A 24203-nucleotide genomic window follows, 5' to 3' on the forward strand; every position below is an offset into this window, starting at 1 on the left:
GACGGAGACATGGCCGGTCGCCGCCGACGGAGGCCGCCCCGAAGGGAGGAACCGCTCGCACCTGGGGGCGGCTGGTTCCGGGAGTCGGGTCCTCTCCCGGAACCCCCGCTGTTCAGCCCGTAATTGGGACGGGCCTGAAAACGAAGGGTGGTGCGGGAGATCCCCGGCAGCGTCGCGAACCGGTCCGGCGGCTTTCACTTCCTGGCCGCGCCGGGTTCCCCCCTAATCGATTCCTGGTAGGCATCCGCGTAGGTGGGAGAGTCCTTGATCAGGTCGTCGCAGAACGCGGCGACGTCGGTGCCGATGAGTGCCAACACTCCCTTGCCCGCGGCGACGCCCTCCTCGAAGAAGTCGACGATTCCAGAAAGGAGGGGCCCGTCGGCCAGACTGACCGGTCCGACCTTGAACAGGTACTTCTGCATCTCCTTGTAGACGATCTGGTAGTCCGGCGGGAGTGCCTTGACCCGGGCCAGGTGCGCCCGCCACTGCTTTTTGCCTTCGATGATGTCTTGGACGCTCACGTCAGCCTCCCAGCCTGCTCAGTTTCCTTGCGACATTCCTGTTCAGCTGCTCGCGCCACCGGTCGCGATAAGTCCGGGCCCCTGCTCCGCCGGCCAGCGCTGTGCAGAAGCCCCGGACGTCGTCGCCGAGCACCTCGTGGACGCTCTGCCCGTCCGCCGCTGCTACTTCGAGCAGCCCCAGGGCGGCGTCGAGGATCGGCATCAGGTTGCGGCCGGTGAAGTCCCCGTAGGGGAAGAGGTGGGAGACGATCTGTCCCCATGCCACCCGGTAGTCGTCCGGCAGGGCCTCGGCCCGGGCTTCGAACGCCTTCCATTCCCTGGTGAGATCGCTGCCTGTGACCTTCTCCCAGAAGTTCATCTCCCGCCCTCCTTGAGCCTGTCGATGCGTGATGAGAGGTAGTGCCATTTCGTCCAGAACTTGGCGAGTTCCTCGCGTCCGGCGTCGTTGAGCGCGTAGAACTTGCGCGGCGGCCCGACCCCGGATGGCCGTTTCGCCACTTGGACGAGCCCGTTCCTCTCCAACCGCAGCAAGATGGTGTACACCGTCCCCTCCATGACGTCGGCGAAGCCGAGCTCGTTCAGCTGGCGGGTGATGGCATAGCCGTAGGTCTCCTCGCTGCCGATGATTTCGAGCACGCAACCTTCGAGCGTGCCCTTCAACATCTCCGTCAGGCCGTCCATCGCGGGTTCTCCTCAGCCCTGCTGGTACTACGTGATACCGAGTATCGCTATACGGTATCACCGAGTAGTGGAGCGGCAACCTCTCCGGTGGACGCAACCCCGGGCCGACTCGTTCGGCGAGGGACCGGGTTCCGTCGAACGCTGTAGCCCGGTCATCGTTGACCTGACGGGTGGGCCATTTGCTCGGGTTCGACCAGGGTGACATCCAGGGTGTCCCGGCTGCCCCAGCCGGCGGATTCTCCGTCAAGTTCTGCATGTTGACGTGCGCAGTGGCTCGATCAGCGCCAACAAGTCGTCATCAACGATCCACGGCCGAGTACTCACACCCTCCGAACGGCCGCGTCGTCAACATCGGTCACGCCCGTCCAGAGCCAACGCTCAGGATCCTGGTACGAGTTCTATGGACGGCGGGCGACGATGCTGTCGGCCTGCCAGGCGAGCACCACGCGTACCAGGGGCTCCCGCGTACGCACCGTCCATCCCGTCTTCCTCTCCCTCAACTCAAGTCAGGGATATGGGGGAAAGCAGCGACAGCATGAAGAAACCCCACCATGGCCTGCCTGGCGGGGTTTCGACTTCATCGATCTGCCCGAGATCACTCTTGGCTCAAGGCAGCTCGCAGATAGGCGATCAGGTCACCGGTCGGCACCTCGACCCAGGCGGCCTCAGGTCCCCCGACACGCCTGACCTCATAACGTTCCCCGTCCAACTCATGCACCAGAACCTGACGGCTCGTTCCGTCCAACGGGTCAACACGCAGGCGCACGGCACCGTGCGTGATCGTCGGGAACATGTTCTGCAGTACCTCATCCGCATGGAGGCGCCGCAGCAGGTTCCATTGTCGTCGGTGGAAGTCGGAGGACAGGAGCTCGGACCACTGCAACGAGGTGGGCTCTCCACTTGCGATCGCATGGGCGAATTCATCGAGCTCCATGAACCCGAATGTCTCCTTCAACCCGTCCAGCGGCATGCCTTCCCGCCATGCGGCGACCGCCTCCACGAGCAATCCGAGATCCCCCGTCGAGCCGATCTCCCGGGCGTACCCGGGGATGTGTACATGCAGCCGGAAAAGACGTTCCTCGGCCGCGGGATCGACCAACAGGAAGCCTCTCGATGTTTCGATACTGATGACGCCCGTGACCCAAGGCGACAGCCCGATGTCGCATCCGCGCAGCTCCGCCACCTCTCTCATGGCTGCCGCAAGGCCGCCCGAAGCGGTCACGTCCGGGTACGGGTCATTCCGATGGGTGGCCATATTCATTCGATTCCTCAGCAGTGGCAGTAGCCGACGACCGCGCCTACGGGGTCCGGCTTCCCGGGCAATGACAGGTCCGGGATATCCGTCACAGGGTCCGCTGTCGAAACAAGTGAGTAGGTGAGCAAGTGTTCGCTCTGATTCGGGTGCGGGTGTCGCGAGCGGCGGTGACGGGCCAGGACCCGGATGCCCGCGGTGGCGGTGCTGTCAGCGACGAGGGCCGCTCCTGACCGCGCCTCGAACGAGTCCCGGCGGTACGCCTCATCCCGCGGGCGGGGAAGAGCTGCCGCTGCTACGCGGCCAGCGTCTCGTCCGCCTGCGTGCCGCCCTCACGGTCGGTGCCGTACCGCTCCAGCAGGGCGTCCGCTGCCAGCAGAGCCTGCTCCGCCGTCCGGGCCCCGGTCATCACGCACAGCGTGTACGTCACGTCGTCCAGTGCCCGGCTGGTACGGCCGCTGGGGCGGACATCGTGATCGATGCGCGTCTGCGCGAACCGGGCCAGTACCGCGCGCAGTTCCCTCTCCGCCGGAAGAATCATGATGGTTCCTCTCCCCAGAACACAGCTCGCGTGACAGCTGACCGACACCCCGAGAAACAGGTCGCATGTATGCCATCTGGCACCGCACTCAGCACCGAGCCGGCGTCAGGCAGGACTTCATGTGCCCCCAGTCGACAGGCCTATGCCACCGCGCGCCGGCACCACCCCTGACGACTGGCCCGCACGACCGCCTCCGCCGATCAGCTGACACTCGCATGGCCCCAGATGGTGAAGGCAACCGTCAACGCCCAGTCAGCGGACGGGTTTATCCCAGGTCAGCGAGTACCGACGGAGCACATGCCGGCGGTAGCGCATACCGGGAAGCAGCCCTCGCGCCGCAGCCCGCACCTGCCCATAGCTCATCTGCGGAGCAGCGACCGGCATGCCCTCGGGCCCGCGCGCGCGACGCAGCAGCTTCGTGATCCGCACGACCGGGGCAGCCGCGATCATCGCTGCCCACTCCGCCACGCTCGCCTCGCGCGCCAGGCCAACGACCACGAGTGTGCCGCCCGGTCGCAGCAGCTCCCGCATACGGATGAGCGCGGCCTCGAAGTCCATGTGATGGATCGTGGTCACGGAGCAGATGAAGTCGTAGCCCGCAGCGGAGAGGTCGGCGGTGAGGAAGTCACCCTCGACGAAGGCCAGATCCGGGTGACCGGCAGCGAGGTCGCGTGCGCAGGCGATCATCTCCGGCGACTTGTCGACCCCTGTGACGCGCTTCGCCCGCACGGCGAGCTTCCGTGCCAGCAGCCCGTCCCCGCAACCGACATCCAATGCGTCGCCGCAACCCTCGGGCACGGCACGGAGGATGTCCGGGTGCCGGGCGACGTTGGTGTTCCAGTACGGCTTCGGGTCGGCCTGGTGCATCGGATCATCGTAGGAGCATGTCCGGGGTCTCCCAGTGCGCGCTGCCGGATTCATCGGGCTGCCGAAGGACCGTCCGCATGGCGGGGAGAGAATCCACGTCGAGATCTCCCCTCACGGTGACGACCCGGCAACCGTCCAACGCCTGCTCCTGGATCTGCGGTTCGGGACGGTCAACCGAATCCGGCATCAGGCACCTCTCCGCGTGCACGCTCCAGATACACAGGCATTATCCAGTCTCCGGAGAAGCCGAAGATTCCGAGGCGAGGGGGAGGGCCTGTTCGCTCCAGACCGTCTTGCCTTCCGCTGTGTAGCGGGTACCCCATCGTTGGGCGAGTTGAGCGACGATGAACAGACCGCGTCCCCCTTCGTCGACCGTGCGGGCGTGGCGCAGGCGTGGGGAAGCGGCTGCGTCGTCGTGCACTTCGCAGGTGAGGGTGCGGTTCTTGATGAGGCGTAGCTGCAGGGGCGGGGCACCGTAGCGGATCGCGTTGGTGACGAGTTCGCTGACGATCAGTTCGGCTGCGTAGGCGGTGTCCTCGTCCACGTTCCAGTCTGCGAGTGTCCGGCGGGTGTGTCCGCGGGCAGTGGCCGCTGCCGCGGCGTCGTGGTCGAGGAGCCAGCTGGCCAGGGAGTGCGCGGGAAGGGGCCGGGTGCGGGCGAGGAGGAGAACCGCGTCACGGGCGCGGTCCGTACCGCGGAGGGTGGAGAGGATGTCGTCGCGCAGGTCCTGGAGGGGCCGGCCGGGTTGAGCAACGACGTCGTACAGGAGTGCGGCGCCAGCGTCGGAATCGGCGGTAGGTGTGGGCAGCATCGCGGGGGTGCAGAGGGCGAGGATGCTGCCGTGGGGCAGTTCGGTGGTGGTAGCGGCGAAGGGGGGACCTTCCGCGCCGCCCAGCGCAGGCCCCGGGGAGCCGTCCGGGACCTCGGTGCTGCTGTCGGGGCGGACGATCACGGGTGTGGTGTACCCGGCCTGTGCGAAGGTGCATGTGCTGCTGAGCGGGTCGTAGACCGCGTAGACGCAACTCGCCGAGAGCGGTTGCCGGTGCAGGGGGTCGCCGAGGGGCAGAGTCGCGCGCTCTGCTGCCAGGAATGCCGCCGTGTCGTTGAGGCGTGCGAGGAGCTCGTCGGGTTGCAGGTCCAGCGCGGCAAGAGAGCGAACGACGGTGCGCAGTTGTCCCATGGTGGTGGCGGCTTGGATGCCGCGGCCGGCGACCTCTCCGACGACCAGGGCCGTGCGGGCGCCGGACAAGGGGATCGTGTCGCACCAGCCTCCCCCGCCGTCGGCGCCGGGCACGTACAGGTGCGTGGTCTCAACGGTGTTGTCCGAGGCCGGGCAGCGGGGAAGCTGGTGGCGCTGGACCGTCGCGGCGATGGTGTGCTCGCGGGTGAACCGGCGGGCGTTGTCGATGCACAGAGCGGTATGGGAGGCCACATCGAGAGCAAGGCCGACATCGTCCTCGTTGTAGGGGTCGGACGCGCCGATGCGATAGAGGCTCAGTACTCCCAGTGGGGTTCCGCGCAGAGCCAGGGGCGCCACGATGAGTGTGTGCGATCGGGTCGTGCGGATCGCCCCGGCCCTGGCGGGGTCGGCGTCGAGCCAGGGGCTGACGGGACTCAGGGCCACGAGGCGGGGACGGAGATCGCTCATGGCCTCCGCGTAGGGGGTCGCGAAGTGGAGGCTCCGCACGTCGCCCACCGGGTGGGCCCGTGTCTGCCGGCCGTCGCGGGTGCGGAAGGCGGCGCGGCGCAGGGGAACATCCTGAGCGAGGGGCCCTGTCGCGGACTCCTCGCCGCGTGCCACGGCATCCACGACTTCCACCACGGCAACGTCGGCGAAGTCGGGCACCAGGGTCTCCACCAGCTCCTGGCAGGTGGAGATAACGTCCAGGGTCCGTCCCACACGCTCCCGCACGGCGTTCAGGACACGCAGCCTGGCACGCGCCTGTTCCTCCTCCGTGACGTCCACCACCGTGACGGCCAGTCCCAGGACCGTCCCCTGCGGGTCCTGCAGGCGGAACGCCGAAACCGACCGGATTTTTTCCCGCCCCTGTTCGGTCACCAGCCGCATGGGGACCAGGTACTCGCGCACGGGCACGCCGCTTTCCAGCACGCCACGCAGCATCTCCTCCGCCTCGTCGGGGGCGGACAGACCGGCGTACGCCTCGGCGAAATGCAGTCCGAGCAGGCTTTCGACGGACACGCCGCGCATGCCCTGCGTGGCGGTGTTGACCCGCACGACCCGAAGGTCCGTATCCAGAACGTGCAGCCCTACCGGTGACTGTGTGAACAGGGCATCCAAGATCGCCCCTCCCACCCTGTCCCCCGCGTCCCCGCCCGCCGGCGTCCGTCGCGTCGGGTCCTCGTCCGCCACAGAAATCACCTCCGCCACCCAGACTGCCCGAGCGGCGTGCCGATGGACCGCCACGCCACGTCGGGTACCCGAACAGCCCCAACACGGCCAGGCGGCCGGTGTTTTCCACGGCTTCGCTCCGGCCCGCACCCACAGGTCAGCCTCCCGCAGTTCGCGCGTGAGGACCTTGCCCGTGGCGTTGACGGGCAGGACGTCGAGGAATGCCACCAGGGGGATACACGTAGCCGGCCGTCGTCCCCTGGCGCCAGGCCATGATTTTCGTCCTCGGTGGGGTGGACCCGGCCGTCCGCAGCACCGCCCTGGGCATGGTCACCCTCGTCCGGAACCCGGCAGGATCGCAAAGGCCGTGGGTCACCCCGAGCCGCCCTGTGCGGGTCGTGCCCTCCGGGAGCGGGGACCGAAGGAGCCGCGGGACGTCCTGGCCCAACTGCACGGCTCCGGAACGGTCGGACTCGTCGACCGCCGGTGTCGCGAAGCCGAGCCGTGGTGCGACGGGTCCGTCATCGCGGCAGGCAGCGTTCGCCCCGTCGCAGCGTTCGCCCCGTCGCGGCGCCCGCCACGAGCCGGCCGGCCGGACCCCCGGTCGGCGGCACGGACCTCGACCCGTGCCATGCTGGAAACGCTGATCATGGCGGAGAGCGGGGACGAAAGGCAGCGTGAGGACAGCGACACGGCCGGGCCGGACAAGGATCTGGGACCGATTCGCGGCATCGGATCCCGGGCTGCTGCGGCTCATGGCCGGCCTGCGGACGGTCGGGGCCATCGCGCTCACGCTCGCCGTACTGGCTGTCATGAGTGTGGATGTGACGCACATGGTGGCCGGAGCCATGGCGGCCATGGTCGGCACCTTCGCCATCAAGGACAAACAGCGCCGCGACCAGGCACTGACGCTCCTGCTCGGGCTGCCCGTGGCGCTCGCGGCGATGTCACTGGGGGCGCTGCTCAACAAGACCGTCGTCGAGGGCGACCTCTTCTTCGTCGCGCTGATCTTCGCCGCCGTGTACAGCCGCCGGTTCGGCGACCGCGGGACCGCCCTGGGACTCATCGGGTTCCAGATCTACTTCATCTCGCTCTTCGTCAGGGCCACCTTCTCCGCTCTGCCCGGCCTGTGCGTCACGCTCGCCATCGCGTTCGTGTGCAGCGCGCTGGTGCGGTTCGTCGTCGTGCCCGACACTCCTGAACGCGTTCTGGACCGGCTGCGAAAGGCCTTCCGGGCTCGCCTGGCACAGCTCGTCTCCGCCCAGATCGAGCTGCTGGACGCCGGACCCGACCGCGTCGAGAAGGCGCTGGAGGACCTGCGGCGGCACACGGCCCGGCTCCACGAGAGCGCGATGATGATCCAGGGGCAGCTGGCGGAGGGGACCAGCGACAGCGCCACCGCCTCGCTCGTGCAGCGCCGGGTCGCCGAGGCCGAGATCGCGGCCGAGCGGCTCGGCGTGCTCCTGCTCACCGCGCGCAGCGCGGAACGGGCCGACACGCTCACCCTGCATCTGCCGCACGCACCCGTCCCCGCGCCCGGAGACCGCCTCCGGGCGCAGGACGGCGTCACCGCCACCCTGCGCCGGGATCTCGACGCGCTGCGCCTGCTGGTCCTGCGCCCGATCGCCGACGACCGCGGCACCGCGCTGGCCCACCTGCGCAACCGGCTCCTCGGCTACCGCGACGAGGAGAACCTGCCACAGGCCTCGACCGCCGTGCAGGACGTCTTCCGTGGCATCGGCGAGACGGCGCGCTCCGTGCTCGGACTGCGACTGGCTCTCGACGGGCCCCAGGACGAGTCCGACGACACCCCTTCGACGACCCGGTCGCGCGAGGAGCTGGACGCCGAGGACGTCTCCATCGCCGGGTCCGAGGAGGCCGAGCGGGAGGAGAGCGGCCGCAGGGGCTGGGAGCGTCCGACGACGCGGACCGCGGTGCAGGTCGCGGTCGGTTCGGCGCTGGCAATCGTCGGCGGCGAGTTCCTCTCCAGTCAGCGCTGGTACTGGGCGGTGCTGACCTGCTGGGTCGTGTTCCTGAACACGGCGTCCACCGGGGAGATCCTCGTCAAGGGGTACCGCAGGCTGATCGGCACCGTCCTCGGTGTCGTCGCCGGCGCCCTCCTGGCGGGCCTGGTCGGCACCCACACGTGGACGGCGTTCGGGCTCGTCCTGCTGTTCATCTTCGCCATGTTCTTCACCGCGCCGCTGTCCTACGCCCTGATGTCGTTCTTCGTCACGGCGATGCTGGGCCTGCTGTACACCCTGCTCAACACCTACAGCACCGCGGTGCTGGTCCTGCGTATCGAGGAGACCGCGCTCGGTGCCACCTGCGGGGTCATCGCGGCCGCTCTGGTCCTGCCGGTGCACACCGACCGCCGGACCGACGAACAGCTGGCCACGGTGCTGCGCCGGCTCGGGGACGTCACCGGCGCGGCGGTGGATCAGCTCAGCGGCGGCCGCACGCTCGATCTGCTGGACGGGGCGCGGGATCTCGACAAGACATTGGACGATCTGCGGTCCTCCGTCCAGCCGCTGACCCATCCCATCACCCCGCTGCGGTCCCGTCGTCAGACGGTGCGCTATCTGGTGGCCCTCCTGGAGACGTGCGCCTATCACGCGCGTTCCCTGGCGGCGACGGCGGAACTCCTCCCCCACAGCAAGACCGTCGCGGCGGATCCGCGCCTGAAGAAGGCGGGCCGGCGCATCGCGCACAACATCGAGGTGCTCGTCGCGCGCGTCGAGGACGACGACACCGAGGGCGTGGCCGAGACCGGTGCCAGTCTCGCGGCCCTGCTGGAGCCGGGAGGTCCGGACGGCCCGCGCCACGACCGGGTCACCACGCGTGTCCTGCGGCATCTGCAGCGGCTGGACGAGGGTGTGGTCGGTCTGGCCCGCCCCCTCGGCGTCCCCGTCTCGACCGGCGACCGCGTGTCGTCGCCGGGGTCCGCGTCCACGCGGAGGACGGCGTCCTCCCGGGGTCCCGCCGGGTAGCAGCGGAGCGGCGAGTGCGGCGTAGTGCGGAGCGGCGAGTGCGGCGTGGTGCGCCGCGCGCTCACGAGACGGCCGCGCTTCCTCGTCGTCCTCACGCACGCCTCAACCGCGACGGCTGCCGGTGCCCGTCTCCTCCCGCAGTCGGCGGCCGAGTCGGTGCAGCCCGCGCCGGGCATGACTCTTGACCGTCCCCAGGGGCCATCCGGTGAGCTGTGCGATCTGGGTGTGCGTGAGGTCGTCGTAGAACGCGAGGCTGAGGGCCCGGCGCTGCGGTGCGGGCAGTCGAGCCAGCTCGTGCCGGACGAGGACCCGGTCGAGGACCGTGTCGGCCGGGGACGCGGAGTCGTGTGCGGTCAGGGACATCACCGCGCCGGCCGCCGCGACGAGGTCGGCGCGCCGGGTGCGGGCCGTCAGCGCGTCGGCGATCTTGCGCCGGGTGATCCCGACGAGCCAGGCGGCGAGGACGCCGCGCTCGGGCGAGAACCCGGCGCGCCCCCGCCACGCTGCGAGGAAGACGAGCTGGGTGACGTCCTCCGCCTCGGCGGCGTCCCCCAGGGAACGCCGGGCCAGGGTGTACACGAGGCGGCCCCAGCGGTCGTACGCGGCGGCGAGGCACTCCTCGTCACCGTCGGCGAATCCGGTGGCGAGTTCCTCGTCGGTGAGCGAGTCGCGCGCCGCGGCCCTCGGCACTGGGGCGTCGGGGTTCCGCTCGGTGCTCTGCTGTGCGGTCATGGTGACTGCTCCTCGTGCCGGGCGGAATCCGCCCCGGCTTCCGGAGGGGTGCGCCCTGCCGTCAGGGCGTGCCGTCCCGGAGGTGTCGGGGGCTCCCGTCGTTCGGAGCCGTTCCGTCCCCGTCACCTTGCGAGGATTCGATGCGCCGCGGCAACTTGCATCGACTCTGCATCGACTTCTCCCCGCGCAGTAGCCCCGAGCCACGAGGACGGGGCGAGAGAGACGGAGGCCGGGAGTCCGGGGGGCGGTCGCAGGCAAGGACCGGTCCCGCACCGCATCCGAGGGCGCGTGGGCAACGGAATTCATGACGGGACGGTGCTGTGTCCCCACCCGAAGGGACAATGGACCGTGGTCCCCGGGCGTTCCGCCCTCGACGGTGGAAGGCCCGCACGGCGGGACCGACGGGAACACCGTCCGACGGAAGGCCACCATGACGAGACCGACCGGACCGCGACCCACCGGACCGCATGGCCGCCTGCGCGAACGGCTGGGAGACAGTCTCTTCGCCCGTGTCGCCGGACCCGACGGCCCTGAGAACCGTGCCCGGATCCACGGCACGCCCGGACCCCGGTGGTTCGGCCCGGACCGCCCCATCCGCCGGGTGCACGGGGACGCGTCGATGTTCATCGGCGGGCTCTCGGCCCTGCTGCTCCAGTCGCTCCATCCGCTCGCCATGGCCGCCGTGTCCGCCCACTCCGGCTACCGGGGCGACCCATGGGGCAGGCTGCAGCGCACGAGCACGTTCCTGGCGGTGACGACGTACGGCACCGCCGACAGCGCGCAGGAGGCCTGCGCCCGGGTTCGCGCGGTCCACGAGCGGGTGCGTGGGGTGACCGGCGAGGGAACGCATTACCACGCCTCGGACCCGCGGCTGCTCGGCTGGGTCCACCTCGCGGAGACGGACAGCTTCCTGCGCGCGCACCAGCGTTACGGCGTCCGCCCCCTGTCCGACGGCGACTGCGACGCGTACGTCGCCGACACCGCCCGGGTCGCCGTCGCGCTCGGTGTCCCCGACCCGCCGACGAACCGCGCCGAGCTGGCCGAACGGCTGACCGCGTACCGGGGCGAGCTTCGGGCCACCCCCGAGGCGCGGGCCACCGCACGCTTCCTGCTGCTCGACCCGCCCGTGCCGCTGGTCGCCCGCGTGCCGTACGGGGTGCTCGCCGCCAACGCCGTCTCCCTGCTGCCCTCCTGGGCCACCGCGGAGCTCGGGTTGCCCCGACTGCCGGTGGTCGACTGGCTGTTCGTACGCCCCCTCGGCGGTGTCGTGACCTCGGTGGTGCGGTGGGCGATGGCACCCTCGCGGAGCCGGCTGCCCTCCCCCGTCGAGTGACGGACCGTCAACAGCCGTGGTACAGAGGGCCGCAGCAGTGCAGCCGATCGTGCGGTGGGGTCGGACCTGCGGATCACAGCAGCGGCATCAAACGGACCAGCACCCAACCGCCCAGGGCCAGGAGTACGCCGGTCGCGAGGGACGCCGCCCACGCGTATCGGGGCTTGAGCTGATCCGGCTCGCCGGCAGCGGGAGCCCGCGGACGAGAAAACATGTTGGCCGGCCACCGCGGAGCTGCGACGATGCAGCTGTTTCCCATGCGGAGGGGTCTTTGTTCGTATTCGTTTGTGCGAGGTGCGATGCCGAGCTGACCGTCCCCTTGTCCCAGGTCGCCCTTCCGGCCCACGCCCGTCAGATATACGGGAACGGGGCCCAGCTTCCGGTACTCATGGAGTCAGGGACCTTCGCCGTGGACCCGGACCCCTGGGGAGGGCCGTGGCGGATGTGGGACGAGATCGATGCGGGCGAGGCCGAGGCGCGCGGCGTCTACGCGCCGGTCCGCGCCCTGTCCGACGGCGCGCCCGGGGCGAGTGTGATCGCGCCCGGTGATGTCCGCGGAACCCGGTTGATCCCCGAGAAGCGCGGCGGTGCCTGCTGTGGCCTCGACGGGTCCGACGGGCCCAACATGGCCTGCCAGGCGTGCGACCTGCCCGTGGCGACCAGGCTCGACGACTGCTCGCTCTGGCAGGCGGTGCGGCTCAGCTCAGACGCCGTGCGCCGCCTCCTCGTCGACGGTGTCCACGTTGCGCCGCTCTCCTGGTCGGAGCTGACCGAGAAGGGCGAGAACACGCCTCCGTTCGAGCCGATCGCCTCCTGGGGAGGACGGTTGGGGTCGGACCACCACTGGTCGTGGAGTCCGCGATGGGAGGCGGCAGCCGGTCAGGCGCTCGCCCACCTGCTGGTGGCCTCCAAAGGGCAGCCGGTGAAGGTCCCGGGCGGTCTGACCGCGGACGTGTTCCAACGCGCGCTCGACGCCCTGCTGCCCGCAGGCCCGCCCACGCGGCGCGCCGTCCTGGCTGGACCGGGACAGTCATCCCCCGACGCGGGCGTCGACATCCTCCTCGTACCGGTCCATCCCCGGACGGGGCAGACCTGGACCCCCGCCGGCCCGACTGCGTCGGCATATCTGGTGCCCCTGCCACTGGGGGTCTGGCTGTGGCTGGTCTCTCCCCAGCCGTACCTGCCAGTTCCCGCGTCGGGCCGCATACCCCAGGACGTACTCCGCGACGACCCGCTCCCGCTGCTCCCCAACCACCTGTTCCGGGCCGACCGGGGAACGTTCCAGCACACGTTGGTCCGGCTGCCGGCCGTTCGCAGCCCGTGGATGGGCACGGTCCTCGGGAAACTCACGCAGGAAGGACCGGTCGACCTCTTCTAAGGGCTGTCCCGTAATCCCCGGTGGATCAGCGCGCGGCGTCAGATGCGGTGCATCGCAAGGCGAAGGGTCGTCCGCATACTGGGCGTACTCGGGCGATCCGACAACGCGGCGAGGTGCCGTAGCTGTCGTCGTGCGCCCACCGGGGATTACGGGACAGCACTTAGGGCGCCTGGCCCGGCCGGACCGCCGCATGACGGGGGCCGCCTGGTGAATTCACCGGCGACGACACGGCCCACCTGGTGCGGGGCGGCTTCAGTCGTCGCGTCCGGCGCCGCGATCGGGTGCGCTCATGTCCCCCGTCGCGGGCATACCGTCGGCGAGCCCGTAGCGCAGGTACACGATGCCCTTCGGACCGGCTACCGGCGGTTCGAGGAGTGTGACGTTCGCGGGCACCGCGCCACCGTCGAACACCTTCTTCCCGACGCCGAGCACGACCGGGTGCACCCAGAGGTCGAGACGGTCGAAGAGCTTCTCACGCAGGAGGGTCTGCACCAGGTTCAGGCTCCCGACGACCTTCACGTGCTCGTGCCGGTCACGGATCTCGCGCACCGCGGCGGCCAGATCCGGGCCGAGCTGCGTGGACCCGGCCCACGAGAGGTCGGGCCTGCCGCGGGAGGCCACGTACTTCGGGACGCTGTTGAAGAGCGTGGCGATCTCGTTGTCCTGGCCACCCTTCTGGTGCGGCCAGTAGGCGGCGAAGATGTCGAACGTCCGCCGGCCGAGCAGAAGGGCGTCCGTGCCCTCGTACGCGGCACCGACCTGCGCCCCGGCGACCTCGTCCAGCAGGGGCGCCTGCCAGCCGCCGAACGGGAACCCCACCGGGTCCTCTTCCGGGCCGCCGGGCGCCTGCCCGACGAGGTCGAGGGTTGCGAACAGCTCGATGTGGATGAGGCCCATGCCTTGCTCCCGATGATGTGGGTGTACCGGTCGGCAGGTAGACCTCTGGACTCCGGCGGACTCATCGCCGCGACGGCACCCGACTTCGCCGTGGTCGTCGCTTCCTTCCTCTCGCCGACCGACGCAGGACCAGTGGAACCTGTCCGTCGCCAAGCCTGCGCCTGGGCCGAAGCGCCTTTTCGAGGAGGGGCGCCCGACCCCACTGACGAAGTGCGCCCGGCCCCACTGACGAAGAACGACACCGCAGACAGCGGGGCGGACCATGTCCCGCTGGGCCTCTTCGCCTTTCGCGGCGGGCGGCCGAGGGCTACTCTTCGGGTGCGGCAAGTGACCCATGAGGAGCGAGAACATGGTCGGTTTTCCGAGCGCGCGTTGACGTTGTGGGCCGTGACCGGCCTGTCATCGCGTGCTGCCCTTGACGTTGCGGCACAGCAAGCCTTCCCCTGCCTGAACCGTCGGTGCGCCTCTCGTGTGGCCGGTGGCGGGCCTCGTTGTCGGCAACACAAGGGATTCCCGTGCCGTCCGCTTCCTCCGCTGTATCCGATTCCGGCCGACCTGTTCCGTCAAGCCTGTGGCGGGACGTCGACTTCCGCAGACTCTGGACGGGTCAGACAGCCTCCCAACTCGGTGAACACGCAAGTCTGGTGGTTCTGCCGCTCTTCGCCGTCCTGACGCTCCACGCCGGTGCCGGCCGGCTCGGTGTCCTTCGCGCCGTGGGGCAGGCGCCGATCCTGTTGCTCTCGCTCTTCGTCGGCGCGTGGGTGGACGGATGGCGGACCCGCACGACGATGGTGCTCACGGACGTCGGTCGGGCCCTGGCTCTGGGCGGCGCCGCCGTGGCCGTCCTCTTCGGCCGGCTCGGCCTGCCCGCCCTGCTTGGGCTCGCCTTCGCCATCGGGGCCCTGTCCGTGTTCTTCGACGTGGCCTACCAGGCGTCTCTCGTACGGCTGGTGGAACGCGACCACCTCGTGCGCGGCAACAGCGCGCTCGAGGGCATCCGGTCCGCGGCCCAGATCGGCGGCCCCGCCCTCGGCGGTGCGTTGGTGTCCCTGTCGGCGCCGATCGCCGCCGCCGCCGGCGCGCTGTTCTTCGCGTTGTCGTTCCTGTCGATCCGGGGGATCCGCCGGATCGAATCGATCCCGGAGCGCCCGGAACGTCCCCCTCGCGTCTGGCAGCGCATTCATGAGGGCCTCCGCTTCGTCGTCGGCGATACCGCGCTTCGGACCGTGTGCCTGGCCTCGGCCTGCTTCCAGTTCTCCTTCGCGGCGATGATGACCGTCTACCTGCTCTTCCTGCCGCGGGAACTGCACCTGTCAGGCACCGTCGTCGGGCTGGCACTCGCCGCGGTGGGACCCGGCGCGCTCCTGGGCTCGGTGCTGGCGGCCCGCCTGCCCAGCCGGTTCGGCCATGGCCCGGTACTCGTGTCCGCGGCGGTGGTCGGAGACGGCGCCTTCCTGTGTGTGCCCGCGCTGCACGGCTCCTCCGCGCCGACGGTCGCCACGCTCCTCGCGGCCGGCTTCGTGTTCGGGACGGGCGGCCAATTGGTGAACGTCACGGTCATGGCCGTCCGGCAGGCCGTCACGCCTGACGGGATGCAGGGCCGCGCGGCTGCGACGATCACCTTTGTGGGCATGGGGCTGACCCCGCTAGGCTCTCTGCTCGGCGGATTCCTCGCGGAAGCATGGGGGTTGCGCAGCAGCCTCCTGGTGACGGCCGGGGGCATGCTGCTGTCGCCGGCGGTGATGGCCTTGTCTCCGCTCGCACGCCTGGGACGGGCGCTTCCGGCCTCGCCGGGCGCGTCGCCGACGGCCGGCCGTGACACCGAGGCGGCCTCGCGCTGATCGTGGATCCGGCGTCCACGTGGCTCCCGGCGCCACCTATGACCCCAGGGACACGGCACTAGGCGGAGACTACGTTGATCCTCAACGGTGTTGCGCCAGGTGAGCGCAATCGGCGCTGACGGCACGGAAGTTCGCGCGTACCTTGCAGCCGCTCCGCCGCCCTCAGCAGCAAAGCGGCCGGAACGTGGTCGAGTCGCCTTGGCGCAACGGACACACAGGTGTCACGACAACTCCGGCAACGCGCCTGGCACCATGGGGCGGTGTCCGCTTCCTTCGAACTTCCCGCCCTCACGCAAACCGGCCTGGAAGCGCTGCTGCGTGGTCTGGCCGGCAACCCGTCCGCACCGCCGGAAGTCCTGGTCCGCCTCGTGGCGGCGGACGTCGATCGGTCCGCGCTGGCCCGGCGCCGCGACCTACCGGCGAACGCCGCGGCCGCGCTCGCCGACGACCGCGATGCCACGGTGCGGTCGGAGCTCGCCTCGCATCCGACCCTCCCGCCCGCGGTTCAGGTCGTCCTCGCCGGCGATGCCGACCCGCGGGTACGGGGCCGGCTGGCTGAAGGTGCGGAGTACTTCACCACGGTCGGTGTACACGGGCACCATGTCCCGGACCCGTTGCCGCGGGAGGTCTACGAACTGCTGGCCCGCGACCCGGAACCGAAAGTCCGCCGCGCTCTCGCCTTCAACCGTCGCCTGCCGGACGATGTGCGGGCCAGGATGCTCGATGACGCGGACTCGCGAACAGCCGCCATAGCCGCCACCGAATGGCCCCTGGCGCCGACCGGCCGGATCGGAGAGCTCCTGTCGAGGGTGACCGGGGCTTCTGGCCGGCAGATGCTTCTGATGCACCTCGACGGTCCGCTTCCCGCTGAAGCAGCACGCGCCATCATTGCCGACATCGACGCCGCGGCGGGCGCTGCGAACAGCGAGGGTCTGCTGCGGCAGGTCGCCGAAGTCGCCGACCTGGACGACGGTCTGGCCGACCGGTTCCTGGCGAGTGCGGGTTTGCGCGCGACGGTGGCGGCCAACCCGACCCTGTCGGCCGAGCACGTCGCGGAATTGGCGGGCGATCCGGACAACGAAGTACGCGCGGCTGTTGTCGCACGGTACGGACTCGACCCCGTGTTGCGCGAGTCGATACCGGTCGACTACGACGACAGGAGCAGCAAGAGCGTCGGCTGGCTGCTGACTGAATCCCTGTCCGACCAGGATCGGCTGGCGTTGGCCCGAAGCCGTCACCAGATCTTCCGCAAGACCCTGGCCATGCGTCCCGATCTACCGGACGAGATCGTCGAGATCCTCGCCGGCGACGAAAGCTTCGCGGTTCGGCTTTTCGTGTGCGAGCGACAGCCGAACGCCCCCGGCCGGCTGCTGGCTCAGATCGCCGAGCAGTGGACCAGCTACAGCCGATGGGACATGCTCGCCCACAAGAACTTCCCCGCCGAGGCCGCTGATCGCCTGGCCCGCTCCGCCGAAGTCCGCGACCGCGCGGTCGCCGCGGCACATCCCGGCCTGCCGGCCGATACGGTCGAGGCGCTGCTGACCGACGACGAGGCCACCGTGCGAGGTCGAGCCGCGACCAACCCCGCCGTTCCGGCCGACCGGCTGATCGAACTGCTAGGGGCCGCCGATTCCGCCGTCGCGGCAGGAGCCGCCGCGAACCGGCTGCTTCCCGTGACCACGATGCACCATCTGCTCGATCAAGCGGGGCTGTGACAACGCGCCGCGATCACCGGCCTGTGACCCCGAGGTGGTGCTGTGGACGCTTCTCGTCGACTCCGCCGGGGACCGGGACCCTCCTGAACCGACGCCGGTCGAGTCGCGCCGGGCCTGCTTGCATCCGGGGGACGCCCGAGCGCCGAAGAAACGGTGAGCCGGGCGGACCCCCGCTCCCGCACGGTGCTCGAAGCGAGGCGAACCACTGGTGACGATCCGCTGCTTCCGCCCCATCGGGCGCCTCACGAGGCCGTGCTCCCGCACCCAGGCGCCGCCCGGCGCCGTGCGGGTGGGGGCCGCCCCGTGGAGGTGAGCGAGCACGTGGTCGCGCGGAGCACGGGCGCGGGTGTCACCACCGGTTCCCTGGCGCGGAAACTCGGGGTGTCGCCCACGACACTGCGGTCCTGGGACCGCCGGTACGGGATCGGTCCCGCCGTGCGGACCGACGGCCGCCACCGGCGGTGGACACCCGAGGACGTGGCCATGCCCCAGGAGATGTGCCGGTTCACGGCCGCGGGTCTGCCTCCCGCCGAGGCCGCCCGTGCGGCGAAGGAACGGGCCCGCGGCCGCACCCGGTCCCCCGCGCTCACCCTCGCACGGCCCCCGGCCGCACCGTGGGCGCCGAATTCACCACCCGCGACGGCCCTCGCCGAGAGCCCGCCGGCCTCCTGGCCGGGGACCGGTCCGCCGCTCGGAGGCGTACGGCAGGAGTGCCGGGGCCTGGCGCGAGCGGCTGAACGACTGGACGCGGCGGCCGTGCAGAGCCTGCTGACGGCCGCGGTCGAGACGCATGGACTCGCGACGGCCTGGGCCGAGGTGATGGTGCCCACGCTCCGCGCGGTCGGGCGGAAGTGGGAGTCGCCGGGCGACCGGTACCTCGAGGTCGAACACCTGCTGTCCTGGCACATCTCGGCCACCCTCCGGCATGTGTACGTGTGTTCGGTACGGAAGCCGCGCACGGGTGAGCCGCCCGTCCTGCTGGCCTGCCTTCCGGGCGAGTCGCACACGCTGCCGCTGGAGGCGCTCGGCGCCGTGCTGACGGAGCGGGGGGTACCGGCCCTGACACTCGGCGGCGCCGTGCCCGCCGAGGCGCTGGCCGCGGCCGTACGACGGGTCGGCCCCTCGGTGGTCGTCCTGTGGTCGCAGTCACGCTCCACGGCGAACCTGCCCCTCGCCCGGCACGTCGCCGGGACACGGTGGGGCGTACGGGGAGCGCGGACGCAGAGCCCGGACCTCCTCAGCGGCCCCGGCTGGGGCAGGGAATCGGGACCCGGACCTCCCGGACTGCTGCGGCCACGCCGACTGGACGACGCGCTGCGGATACTCGGCGTGCCGGAGCTCCAGGACCTCTGTCCGACGATTCCCGTCTGCCCCGCGACTCCGTGCGCGCGCTCTCGCCGTACCGGGCGCACGCCCGAGTACGGTTTCGACGGCGGCCGGGCGTCGCGCGGGAGTGCCCCTTCCCCTGCCCGGTCACGACTTGAGGAACGCGGCCAGGCCCTCCAGGAGTCGCTCCACGTCGCCCTCGTCGTTGTACGGCGCGAGCCCGACGCGCAGGCCCCCGGTGTCGCCCAGTCCGAGGTGCCGCGACGCCTCCAGCGCGTAGAAGGAACCCGCGGGCGCGTGAACGCCCCGCTCCGCGAGGAAGTGGTAGGCGTCCACCGCGTCGCGGTCCTCGAAGGTCAGGAGCAGGGTGGGGGTGCGTTCGGCGGCCCGTGAGTGGACCGTGACGCTGTCCAGCGCGGCCAGTCCGGATTCCGTGCGGTCCCTCAGCTCCCGCTCGTGCCGCTCGATCGACCGGAGCGCGGATCCGAGGCGCGCCCGGCGTCCCTCCGCCGGGCCGGTTCCGAGTCCGGCGAGCAGGTCGACGGCGGCGCGGGTGCCGGCGAGGAGTTCGTAGGGCAGCGTCCCGAGCTCGAAGCGCTCCGGGACCGCGTCGGTGGACGGCAGCAGCTTGTCCGGCCGCAGCGTCTCCAGCAGGTCCGCGGACGCCGCGAGGACACCGTGGTGCGGGCCGAGGAACTTGTAGGGCGAACACACGAAGAGGTCGGCGCCGAGCTCCGCGAGATCCACGAAGGCGTGTGCCGCGTAGTGCACGCCGTCGACGTGGAGGAGGGCGCCCGTGCGGTGGACCAGCCGGGCGATCGCCGGGATGTCGGGGATCGTGCCGATCAGGTTGGAGGCGGCGGTCACGGCGACCAGCCGGGTCCGCTCGGTGAGCAGTTCACCCACGGCCGAGGGAGGGAGTTCGCCCGTCGCCGGATCGAAGTCCGCCCAGCGGACCACGGCGCCGGCCCGCTCCGCGGCCTGCGTCCAGGGGCGGATGTTGGCGTCGTGGTCGAGACGGCTGACCACGATCTCGTCACCGGGCGCCCAGTCCTTCGCCAGCGTCCGGGAGAAGTCGTACGTGAGCTGGGTGGCACTGCGGCCGAAGACGACTCCGGAGGGGTGCACGCCCAGCAGGTCGGCCATGGCCTGCCGGAACTCCCTGACGAGCGCCTCCGCGTTCGCCTCACCCGGGGCGACGCTGCCGCGGATGGAGAGGGGGCCCTCGAGGGCGTCGGCGATCGCCGCGACGACCGGGGCGGGCGTCTGCGTTCCGCCCGGACCGTCGAAGTGCGCGAGGCCGGCCCGCAGGGCGGGGATCTGGGCGCGCAACGCGCCGACGTCAAAGGTCAACTCGGGCTCCTCATCGGCGACGTCGGATCCTGTTCCGCTGCCCGACCCGGACACGCCCGGGCAGACAACCGCCCGCCGGCGCGGGCAACGGTCCGCGGACGATCATCGCAGGCGGTCGCGCGTGGGGGAAGACGGGGCATCCCCCGGCCTCCGGGAACCCGTCCGGTCCCGCGGGGCGCCGTCGCGCAGGGCGCCGCTGCACGGGGACGGCCGCCGACGGCCTGTCATGTCAGGGGGACGAGGACCCGGATCGTCTTGCCGCCGCCCAGGGACGGTTCGACGGTGACCTCGCGGACGAGGCGGTTGATCAGAGGCCATCCGTACCCGTTCGGCCGGAACCCCTCGGGAATCGACGCGAAGCCGAAGGCGCCGCCCGGCACGACGTCGCTGTTGTCGCGCACGTGCAGCCGGACACCCTCCGCGGTCAGCGTCGCCCGGAATCCGGCCAGGCCCCCACCATGGCGGATGGCGTTCGTGACCAGCTCCGAGACCACCAGAAGCAGGTCGACGACGGCCTCCTGACGCACCCCACCGGCGGGATTCCAGTGTTCGCGTACGAGCGACCCCACATACTGACGTGCCGACGCGGGGCTCGTCACCTCCGACGCCTGAGCCGCCGATGACGAGGTCGTCGGCGGCCGGGCGGAGGGCGTGGCGAGAGAGGCGCGCTGGAGTGCGTCGTTCTGGTCCGTGATGGTGATGTCCCTCCGTTCTGCTGCTCTCATACGGTTTCCTCGCGGGTTGTTGCACCCTGCCACGAGAGGCCGGCCGCGCTCATCGCCCGACCGCCGGGTCCGACACGGTCATCGCCGCCCGCACGCTCTCGGCGAGGACGAAGAATCCCTCCGTGCCCGTCACGTCGAACAGCCTCCGGACGATGTCTCTGAAGGGCCCGCACACCACCATGAACGTGCCGCAGGCCCGGTGGGCGCGCTGCGCTTCCAGGAGGACGTGCAGGATCGACGAGTCCGCGAAGACGGTCCCCGACAGGTCGACGACCGTGCGCGCGGCGCCCACCCGTCGTGCGAGATCAAGGGCTTCCTCCAGTTGGGGCGCGCTCTCGTGGTCGATGTCGCCTCCGACTCGCACCACGAACGCGTCTTGGGCCTCCGCGTACGTGACGGTGGCCTCCAACTCGTCGGGCATTTGAACACTCTTTCTGGTCCGGTGGTGCAAGGACACCCTGCCGGCCGGGCATCACGGGCATCACGTGTCCCATGTGCGTTTCGGCACGAGATGAGTTTCCGGATGCACGCCTGCGGATACGACGTCCCGTCCGTGGGACCGGGCCGTGCGACGGCCGCGCCGCGTACAGCCGACGGCCCCGGGCCCGGGCCCGGGGGTTGTTCTCTGCGGCCGCCATCAGGCGGGCTGCCTCGGCGGCAGGCTCCGGTAGTAGCTGCCGACCCGGGCGAGGTATTCGGGATCCAGGGTCTCGCTGTCGGTCCGGAAGCGCGGCGCCGACTTGATCTCGTCCCTGGTGCACGCCATCGTCACTTTCTGCGCCTGCGAGTCGATGTCGGCGACAACACCCACGGGTACCAGGACGCTCTTTCCGAACACCCACACGCCGGTGTCGACCACGAGATGACGCATCCCGGAATCGTCGGCCTGCCGGTCCACATGGCCTATCGTCCCGTCGGTCGCCTCGACGGCGTACCCCGTGAGGTCCTGCGCCTCCGGGCTGCGGAAATGCGGCGCGTACGACCAGATTCTTTCGATCGTCATCTTTTCTTCCTCCTGCGTGGCCGGTTCGCTCCGCCGGGAAGTCACCCGTGGTGAGACCCGGTGGAGGGAGAACGCGGGAGGGGAAACCGTCTCCAGCGTGCTCCAGAGCAGCCAATACCCTGCTATCCGGATCGCATTCGGCGGAAATTCCAGCGCGTCGGCGTTTTCGCCATGGCGCGCGACAGCCGCGTACGACCGTTCGAAAGGTCAGCCCGTGCCGGGCCGTTGCTCAGCGCCGCTCTCCGCACGGGGCGCTGTGAGGTGGTGGAGCGTGCCGGTGATGTCCAGGAGCCGTTCCAGGGCGACGGGTCGCTCGTCCAGAGGGAGGCGGACACCCGCCAGGTCCGTCAGCCGACGGATCATCAGCAGCGTGGACAGGCCCATGGAGTCGATGCTCGCGAGCCCGGAGAAATCGACGCGCAGACCGGCCGGTCCTTCGCCGGTGTCGCGCCGGTCGCCGAGACACCGCTCGACGGCCTTCATCAGCTCGTCGCACGTCTCGAAGTCGAGGTCTCCGGCGACCCTGACCAGCACGGCGCCGGCCTCGGCCTTCACGGTGAGCGTGAGGGGCGGGGAACTCGAAGGGTTCATGCGCGCTTTCCAGGGCCGGGGGCCCGCGGTGACGGTGGCGAGCGCCTCCCGCGCCCGGGCCGGGCTCCGGCGAGCAGGATCCCGCCCCGCGGTCAGCCGCCCGTACCGCGCCGCCCCCGCCCGCACGCGGACGATCGCGTCGGGCGGAACCGTATCGGCGTCGGCGGGTGGTCCCTGGGTCTCGACGACCGCGGCGGCGGCAGCCAGCTCGTCGCCCGCGGGGACCGCGGGCCACCGGCGGTCGCGGGCCCGTTCGGGCAACGCACCCTCGTGGTCGTCGCGGCGGACGGACGGACTGGTCATGCGGTGTACCTTCCCCGGGTGTGGCCGTTCACCGCGCTCAGGTGCGCGTGATGCGGTGCCGTGACCGCGACGGTCGCCATGTCGTCGTGGCCGCCACGCCCGACCCACTGTGCGGCGAGCGTCTGGATGTGCTCGACCACGGCCTCGGCGGGCAGGCCCGCGCACCGGGCCAGCGCAGACTCCAGTCGCGGGGCGCCGAACAACTCGTTCCCGTGCGGCCCGCCCCGGCCCTCGGTGATGCCGTCGGTGAAGAACAGACAGGTCTCCCCCGGGGCCAGTTCGACATGGGCGGTGGTGGAAGTGATGTCCCAGAAGGCGCCGACCAGTGTCCCCCGCGTCTCGACCGTCTCGACCAGACCGTCGGCCCGGACGATCAGCGGAGCGGGATGTCCGGCACTGGTGACCCGCAGACGGACCGTTCGTCCGCTGCGGACGACCGAGGCCAGGGCCAGGGTGACGAAGCGGGTGTGGTGGGAGTTCATCAGTGCCCCGTTGAGCAGTCCCAGCAGCCGCTGGTGGTCCTCGGCCAACGGCAGGAGCGCCTGCACCGTGTTGCGGACCTTGCCCGTGAGCACCGCGGCGTCCAGGCCCTTGCCGCACACGTCCCCGAGGACGACCAGGGATTCCTGTCCCTCGTCGGTGCCGGGGTGGACGTCGTAGAAGTCGCCCCCCACGCGGTCCGCCTGGCCCGAGGGGAGGTACTTCCCGGCGAACTCCACACCGTGCACGCTGTGGAGCCGGGGCGGCAGCAGGTCGCGCATCAGGGTGGTCGTGACGGCCGCCTGCTCCGCGTACATGCGGGCCGCCGACATCGCGGCTCCCGCCCGGGAGGCGAAGAGCCGGGCGAAGATCTCCTCGCTCTCGGTGACGGCCGGCTGCCGGCCGGAGCGCAGGAGCACGAGCGCGCCCGCCGGGACACCGTGGCCGGGCAGGGGCGTCACGATGACGGAGCGGACCGGATCCGTGAACCGGTCGGGGACGGCCCACTCGGGAACGGCGGCAGGGTCGATCCGGCGCGACCGTACGGGCTGGACCCCGCGCAGGGCGTCACTCAGGCCGGGCAGTTGCTCCACGTCGGCCCGGACCTGCCGGTGCACGACGTCGCCGTCGGGGCCGCAGTACGTCAGCGGCACCTTCCGCCCGCGGGGCGGAGCGACGATCACGGCGGCGTCGGCGAGGTGTTCGGCGGCCAGGCGGGCGGTGACCTCCATGCAGCGTTCGACGTTCAGTGACGACAGCAGCGCGCTGGAGGCGTCGGCCAGGAACGCGGTGCGCTTGCGCTCGCTCGCGAGTGCGTCCTCGGCGAGTCGCCGGTCGGTGTCGTCGACGAGCCACCACGTCACGTCACCGTCGTCCGTGCGGGTGGGGTGCGCTTCGAAGGTCCGGTCACCGACCCGGCCGTGGACGGGAGATGAGGGAGACCCGGATGCGGCGTCCCCGGTCTCCACGGCGGGGGAACCGGTTCGTGCGTGCGCGTCCGCGATCCACGCCGGGACCACACAGCGCAGCCACGCGCCGGGAACGGCGCTCGGGAACAGGGCGGCCGCCGCCGCGTTCACTTCGACGACATCACCGGACGCGTCGGCGACCAGGACGGGGTAGGGGGCGGCGCCCCACGTCGTACCGGAATCGATACCGCGCGGGCCGACGGGAGGCTGCTGGGAAGTGTCCACGAGCAAGGGCGCGTGACTGCGTGCCCACAACCTTCTTTCCGAGGACGAGAACACAGTTTCCTTCAGGCAACCATCTCGCGTGGGCCCGCACCACTGCAAGTTGCCCACCACAAGTCCCGTCAAGCCCTACG

22 protein-coding genes and 1 pseudogene are annotated in these 24203 nt (G+C 70.9%); 6 read left to right on the plus strand and 17 right to left on the minus strand.

Features of this window, described 5'->3' with window-relative positions:
• Nucleotides 1-194: 194 nt before the first annotated feature.
• From OHB41_RS44565 to OHB41_RS44600, 8 genes are all read right to left on the minus strand, one after another.
• On the minus strand, nucleotides 195-521 hold the full coding sequence (locus OHB41_RS44565) for a DUF1048 domain-containing protein (RefSeq protein WP_266707205.1): 327 nt from the start codon (nucleotides 519-521) through the stop codon (nucleotides 195-197).
• Between the two features lies 1 nt (nucleotide 522).
• The gene (locus OHB41_RS44570) at nucleotides 523-879 is read right to left on the minus strand and encodes a DUF1048 domain-containing protein (RefSeq protein WP_266707207.1); all 357 of its coding nucleotides are present in this window, start codon (nucleotides 877-879) and stop codon (nucleotides 523-525) included.
• The gene (locus tag OHB41_RS44575) at nucleotides 876-1202 is read right to left on the minus strand and encodes a PadR family transcriptional regulator (protein ID WP_266707209.1); all 327 of its coding nucleotides are present in this window, start codon (nucleotides 1200-1202) and stop codon (nucleotides 876-878) included. Before OHB41_RS44575 ends, OHB41_RS44570 begins: the two co-directional genes overlap by 4 nt.
• A 595-nt stretch (nucleotides 1203-1797) precedes the next feature.
• A complete protein-coding gene (locus OHB41_RS44580; RefSeq protein WP_266707211.1) occupies nucleotides 1798-2463 on the minus strand; it encodes a hypothetical protein in 666 nt (221 codons plus the stop codon).
• Between the two features lie 286 nt (nucleotides 2464-2749).
• Nucleotides 2750-2995: a DUF5133 domain-containing protein gene (locus OHB41_RS44585; RefSeq protein ID WP_266707213.1), complete on the minus strand. Its 246-nt coding sequence runs from the start codon at nucleotides 2993-2995 to the stop codon at nucleotides 2750-2752.
• 252 nt (nucleotides 2996-3247) lie between these two features.
• A complete protein-coding gene (locus tag OHB41_RS44590) occupies nucleotides 3248-3862 on the minus strand; it encodes a class I SAM-dependent methyltransferase (RefSeq protein WP_266707215.1) in 615 nt (204 codons plus the stop codon).
• Nucleotides 3863-3866: 4 nt separating this feature from the next.
• Nucleotides 3867-4049: a hypothetical protein gene (locus tag OHB41_RS44595; RefSeq protein ID WP_266707217.1), complete on the minus strand. Its 183-nt coding sequence runs from the start codon at nucleotides 4047-4049 to the stop codon at nucleotides 3867-3869.
• A gap of 39 nt (nucleotides 4050-4088) precedes the next feature.
• Nucleotides 4089-6287 (minus strand): SpoIIE family protein phosphatase, encoded by a 2199-nt coding sequence (locus tag OHB41_RS44600; protein ID WP_526025105.1) that lies wholly within the window; start codon nucleotides 6285-6287, stop codon nucleotides 4089-4091.
• Nucleotides 6288-6889: 602 nt separating this feature from the next.
• Here OHB41_RS44600 and OHB41_RS44605 point away from each other — a divergent pair.
• Complete coding sequence (locus OHB41_RS44605; protein WP_526025087.1) at nucleotides 6890-9202, plus strand: FUSC family protein; 2313 nt, start codon at nucleotides 6890-6892, stop codon at nucleotides 9200-9202.
• Nucleotides 9203-9304: 102 nt separating this feature from the next.
• Here OHB41_RS44605 and OHB41_RS44610 read toward each other — a convergent pair whose 3' ends face one another.
• Nucleotides 9305-9934: an RNA polymerase sigma factor gene (locus OHB41_RS44610; protein ID WP_266707219.1), complete on the minus strand. Its 630-nt coding sequence runs from the start codon at nucleotides 9932-9934 to the stop codon at nucleotides 9305-9307.
• Nucleotides 9935-10364: 430 nt separating this feature from the next.
• On the opposite strand from OHB41_RS44610, the gene OHB41_RS44615 reads away from it, so the two are divergent.
• Nucleotides 10365-11267 carry an oxygenase MpaB family protein gene (locus OHB41_RS44615; RefSeq protein WP_266707221.1) on the plus strand — a complete coding sequence of 301 codons (903 nt, stop codon included), beginning with the start codon at nucleotides 10365-10367 and terminating at the stop codon, nucleotides 11265-11267.
• Nucleotides 11268-11340: 73 nt separating this feature from the next.
• Here OHB41_RS44615 and OHB41_RS44620 read toward each other — a convergent pair whose 3' ends face one another.
• Nucleotides 11341-11481, minus strand: a complete 141-nt coding sequence (locus OHB41_RS44620) for a hypothetical protein (RefSeq protein WP_266707223.1) — start codon at nucleotides 11479-11481, stop codon at nucleotides 11341-11343.
• Nucleotides 11482-11538: 57 nt separating this feature from the next.
• Between OHB41_RS44620 and OHB41_RS44625 the strand changes: the two genes are divergently transcribed.
• The gene (locus OHB41_RS44625; protein ID WP_266707225.1) at nucleotides 11539-12645 is read left to right on the plus strand and encodes a hypothetical protein; all 1107 of its coding nucleotides are present in this window, start codon (nucleotides 11539-11541) and stop codon (nucleotides 12643-12645) included.
• A gap of 252 nt (nucleotides 12646-12897) precedes the next feature.
• Here OHB41_RS44625 and OHB41_RS44630 read toward each other — a convergent pair whose 3' ends face one another.
• A complete protein-coding gene (locus OHB41_RS44630) occupies nucleotides 12898-13542 on the minus strand; it encodes a dihydrofolate reductase family protein (protein ID WP_266707227.1) in 645 nt (214 codons plus the stop codon).
• 515 nt (nucleotides 13543-14057) lie between these two features.
• On the opposite strand from OHB41_RS44630, the gene OHB41_RS44635 reads away from it, so the two are divergent.
• The 3 genes and pseudogenes from OHB41_RS44635 to OHB41_RS44645 all read left to right on the plus strand — a co-directional run.
• Entirely contained in the window at nucleotides 14058-15383 is a 1326-nt protein-coding gene (locus tag OHB41_RS44635; RefSeq protein ID WP_323138500.1) for an MFS transporter, read from the plus strand.
• A 260-nt stretch (nucleotides 15384-15643) separates the two neighbouring features.
• Nucleotides 15644-17098 (plus strand): hypothetical protein, encoded by a 1455-nt coding sequence (locus tag OHB41_RS44640; RefSeq protein ID WP_266707229.1) that lies wholly within the window; start codon nucleotides 15644-15646, stop codon nucleotides 17096-17098.
• 309 nt (nucleotides 17099-17407) lie between these two features.
• Nucleotides 17408-18424, plus strand: a pseudogene (locus OHB41_RS44645) (MerR family transcriptional regulator); the annotation flags it as partial.
• Nucleotides 18425-18571: 147 nt separating this feature from the next.
• On the opposite strand, the gene OHB41_RS44650 reads toward OHB41_RS44645, so the two are convergent.
• The 6 genes from OHB41_RS44650 to OHB41_RS44675 all read right to left on the minus strand — a co-directional run bounded on the left by OHB41_RS44650 (nucleotide 18572) and on the right by OHB41_RS44675 (nucleotide 24072).
• On the minus strand, nucleotides 18572-19777 hold the full coding sequence (locus OHB41_RS44650) for a cysteine desulfurase-like protein (RefSeq protein ID WP_266707231.1): 1206 nt from the start codon (nucleotides 19775-19777) through the stop codon (nucleotides 18572-18574).
• A 224-nt stretch (nucleotides 19778-20001) separates the two neighbouring features.
• Nucleotides 20002-20502, minus strand: a complete 501-nt coding sequence (locus tag OHB41_RS44655; RefSeq protein WP_266707233.1) for an ATP-binding protein — start codon at nucleotides 20500-20502, stop codon at nucleotides 20002-20004.
• 49 nt (nucleotides 20503-20551) lie between these two features.
• Nucleotides 20552-20923, minus strand: a complete 372-nt coding sequence (locus tag OHB41_RS44660; RefSeq protein WP_266707235.1) for an STAS domain-containing protein — start codon at nucleotides 20921-20923, stop codon at nucleotides 20552-20554.
• Nucleotides 20924-21139: 216 nt separating this feature from the next.
• A complete protein-coding gene (locus OHB41_RS44665) occupies nucleotides 21140-21505 on the minus strand; it encodes a PRC-barrel domain containing protein (RefSeq protein ID WP_266707237.1) in 366 nt (121 codons plus the stop codon).
• Between the two features lie 207 nt (nucleotides 21506-21712).
• Complete coding sequence (locus OHB41_RS44670; protein ID WP_266707239.1) at nucleotides 21713-22399, minus strand: STAS domain-containing protein; 687 nt, start codon at nucleotides 22397-22399, stop codon at nucleotides 21713-21715.
• Nucleotides 22396-24072 carry a PP2C family protein-serine/threonine phosphatase gene (locus OHB41_RS44675; protein WP_526025106.1) on the minus strand — a complete coding sequence of 559 codons (1677 nt, stop codon included), beginning with the start codon at nucleotides 24070-24072 and terminating at the stop codon, nucleotides 22396-22398. The genes OHB41_RS44670 and OHB41_RS44675 overlap by 4 nt, the downstream gene beginning before the upstream one ends.
• Nucleotides 24073-24203 lie beyond the last annotated feature (131 nt).

Source organism: Streptomyces sp. NBC_01571 (assembly GCF_026339875.1).
GTDB lineage: Bacteria > Actinomycetota > Actinomycetes > Streptomycetales > Streptomycetaceae > Streptomyces.